At 38.1% G+C, this 3,393-nt stretch carries 5 protein-coding genes; 3 read left to right on the top strand and 2 right to left on the bottom strand.

The window, feature by feature from the left end:
• Positions 1–95: 95 nt before the first annotated feature.
• Both QTO00_RS21020 and gltS read right to left on the bottom strand, forming a co-directional pair.
• On the bottom strand, positions 96–215 hold the full coding sequence (locus QTO00_RS21020) for a helix-turn-helix domain-containing protein (RefSeq protein WP_443088936.1): 120 nt from the start codon (positions 213–215) through the stop codon (positions 96–98).
• Between the two features lie 235 nt (positions 216–450).
• Positions 451–1,656, bottom strand: a complete 1,206-nt coding sequence (gene gltS / locus QTO00_RS16850) for a sodium/glutamate symporter (RefSeq protein WP_000599531.1) — start codon at positions 1,654–1,656, stop codon at positions 451–453.
• A 443-nt stretch (positions 1,657–2,099) separates the two neighbouring features.
• Here gltS and QTO00_RS16845 point away from each other — a divergent pair, with 443 nt between their 5' ends.
• From QTO00_RS16845 to QTO00_RS16835, 3 genes are all read left to right on the top strand, one after another.
• Positions 2,100–2,420: an antibiotic biosynthesis monooxygenase family protein gene (locus QTO00_RS16845; protein ID WP_000562370.1), complete on the top strand. Its 321-nt coding sequence runs from the start codon at positions 2,100–2,102 to the stop codon at positions 2,418–2,420.
• Positions 2,413–2,799 (top strand): hypothetical protein, encoded by a 387-nt coding sequence (locus tag QTO00_RS16840; RefSeq protein ID WP_000460651.1) that lies wholly within the window; start codon positions 2,413–2,415, stop codon positions 2,797–2,799. Before QTO00_RS16845 ends, QTO00_RS16840 begins: the two co-directional genes overlap by 8 nt.
• Before the next feature lie 70 nt (positions 2,800–2,869).
• The coding region (locus QTO00_RS16835) for an ArsR/SmtB family transcription factor (RefSeq protein WP_443088935.1) at positions 2,870–3,393 on the top strand (524 nt) is incomplete at its 3' end.

Here is a 3,393-nt window from a genome sequence, read left to right as displayed (position 1 = left end):
CAATAACAAGGGAAGACTCACTCGTGGCTGCAACCCTGCTTACTCAAAATCTATTCACACATGGTTACGTTTTGGGGAAATTATGAGGGGATCTCTCAGTGCTCAGCATGTTTGAGTGCTTTACTCGCCGCGGGTTGAGAAATATGTAAAACTTCAGCCGCACGCGTTAAGGAACCACAAGTCATTACAGCATAAAAGATATCGAGATGCTTAATTTCATTCCATGTAGCCTACTGATTATTTATTTCTACGGACTATTCTAACGAATAAAGTATAAATAATCAGATATACTCGTCATAATTCAAATTTTGGTTTAGTTGTCACGAGAATTAATTCGTAAACGTGCAAGCTAAATAGATTGACTAGGGGAATATACGGGGTAAGAAAGCGGCTCGGCATACTGCCCTATAATAAATTGTTAGGAGAAGTACGCCGAGTAGTGTGTAGCTATTAGGTAAAGTATGTACCAATTTCAATAAATATTTTAATTAAGATACTGTTTGAAATATCAACAATAAAGGCACCGACCATAGGAACGACAAGGAAAGCTTTATGTGATGGTCCAAATGCTTTTGTGACTGTTTGCATATTCGCAATTGCTGTTGGTGTTGCTCCCATACCAAAGCCACAGTGACCCGCGCTGATCACGACAGCATCATAATCTTTGCCCATCATTTTGAAGGTGATAAAGCAGGCAAATAGCACCATGACAACAGTTTGTACAGCAATGATAATTAATACTGGCCCTGCCATGCTTGCCAATTGACCAAATTTTAATGACATTAACGCCATTGCCAAGAAAAGCGATAAAGCAACGCTACCTAATACATCGACGGTCGGCTCAAACACTTCGTGTTTAAATACATGAGTCAGTGTATTACGGATAATAATACCGACAAATAAACACCAGACAAAAGTAGGCAGTTGCAGAAAAGTATCTTTAAACAATGCACTGATATAGCCACCAACAACAATACAGATAATCAGCATTGAAATGGTTTCAATAACGTTATTTGCATTGATTTTTCTTTTGACGCTTGGTTGCTCAAAAGCTTCAACGATAGTGTCGCGCTCTTGCTCGGTTGTTTTAGGAATAGAGACCTTTTTCAAAAGATGACGGGCAACAGGGCCGCCAACTAAACCACCCAACACTAATCCAAGTGTTGCACAAGCCATCGCTAATTCAACGGCGCCTGTTACACCATATTTATCAGCGAGAATAGGGCCCCATGCTCCGGCATTACCATGACCACCTGTTAGAGTAATTGAACCTGCAATTAAGCCAATAAATGGACTTTCATTCATCATGACAGCCATACTCATGCCGACAGTATTTTGAATGGCGATTAGGATCGTTACTGCAATAGTTAATAGAACTAACGGCTTTCCTCCTTTAATCAGTCGAGAAAAGTCAGAACTTAGCCCGATAGAGGAAAAGAATGTGAGCATTAATAAACTTTGCAATGAAGCATCAAAAGTAAACGAATAACCTGATGTTTTATCAATAATTAACAGAACAATTGCAACAATAAAGCCACCAACGACGGCTTCTGGTATGTGGTTTTTTTGTAGGAACGGGGTAAATTTTACGACAAACATTCCTATGAGTAGCGCGATACATGCGACTAATAATGTATAACTGGCATCTAGGATCATTTTTTTACCTCTATTAGTTTACCAGAATTTTCACTATAACAATTTAACAATAGTGAAAAATGAAGTTACTTTGGTTAACTAATCTTTAACAATGAGTTTTATTAGGGTATCCATAACTTTTAGTTAATAGGGTCATAATTTTAGTGTGATCTTAATCATGAAATATTAGAAAGATTAAAATAACAACAATGGTATTTAATGATGGGTAAACCTAAATACCATGCGGGATCCGCACTATTTTCGGTGATAGCAAAAAATAAAAAAGTATAAATAATAAACAAAATTATAAGAGAAGGAGAACATGATAAGCGCAGGCCGAGCAATTTAAAGAAGTGTGATATACAACATAAAACAGCAGCATGACCTTTCTATATTTCGTTGCTTATCGAAGTGTTAATTTTCGGGTGGATTACTCTGTTTGTTGATTAATAACGGAGAAAAATATGATTGCTGTAATATTTGAGGTGCAAATACAACCCGACCAACAAACTCGCTATTTGACTTTAGCTGAGGAGTTAAGACCACTATTAAGTCATGTAGCTGGTTTTATTTCAATTGAACGTTTTCAAAGTCTAGCTACAGAAGGAAAAATGTTATCGCTATCTTGGTGGGAAAACGAATACGCAGTTCTGCAATGGAAAAATCATGTTTTACATGCGAAAGCTCAACAAGAAGGGCGAGAGTCAATATTTGATTTTTACAAAATTAGTATTGCTCATATTACTCGCGAATATTCATTTAAAAAGGACAAGGATAATGTTTGATGTTCACGTTGTTTTAGATAATCAAATAGGACAATTAGCATTACTAGGAAAAACATTAGGTAATAAAGGTATTGGATTGGAAGGGGGAGGGATATTTACGGTTGGTGATGAATGCCATGCTCATTTTCTTGTTGAACAAGGAAAGGAAGCTAAAATAGCGCTAGAGCAAGCTGGACTGTTAGTACTTGCGATCCGGACACCATTAATTCGTAAGTTAAAACAGGAAAAACCGGGGGAACTTGGCGAAATAGCACGAGTATTGGCGGAGAATAACATTAATATTTTAGTGCAATACAGTGACCATGCTAACCAACTGATATTAATAACGGACAATGATAGTATGGCTGCATCTGTTACGCTCCCTTGGGCAATAAAGTGAACTTGCGATGGCTAATTTAATACGAAAAGAGGTTACCTTTGAGTCCTCAATAGCCGCGATAGGGGCGGCTATGTCTGACATTTCACGAGTTAAAATACTCAGTGCTTTGATGGATGGGCGAGCTTGGACGGCCACTGAGCTAAGTTCTGTGGCGAATATATCAGCTTCAACGGCGAGCAGTCATTTATCTAAATTATTAGATTGCCAGCTAATCACAGTAGTAGCTCAAGGCAAGCATCGTTATTTTCGGCTAGCAGGAAAAGATATTGCTGAATTGATGGAAAGTATGATGGGGATCTCCTTAAACCATGGCGTACATGCCAAAGTTTCCACGCCAGTGCATTTACGAAAAGCACGTACTTGCTATGATCATTTAGCTGGCGAAGTTGCCGTTAAGATCTATGATTCCCTTTGTCAACAGCAATGGATCACTGAAAATGGTTCAATGATCACATTAAGTGGTATTCAATATTTTCATGAAATGGGAATTGACGTTCCTTCCAAACATTCACGTAAAATCTGTTGTGCGTGTTTAGATTGGAGTGAACGCCGTTTCCATTTAGGTGGGTACGTTGGAGCCGCATTATTTTCGCT

The sequence above is a fragment of the Vibrio sp. M260118 genome (assembly GCF_036533755.1).
Taxonomy (GTDB): domain Bacteria; phylum Pseudomonadota; class Gammaproteobacteria; order Enterobacterales; family Vibrionaceae; genus Vibrio.
Note: the sequence above shows the minus strand (reverse complement) of the source record. Positions and strands in the feature narration are given on the sequence as shown.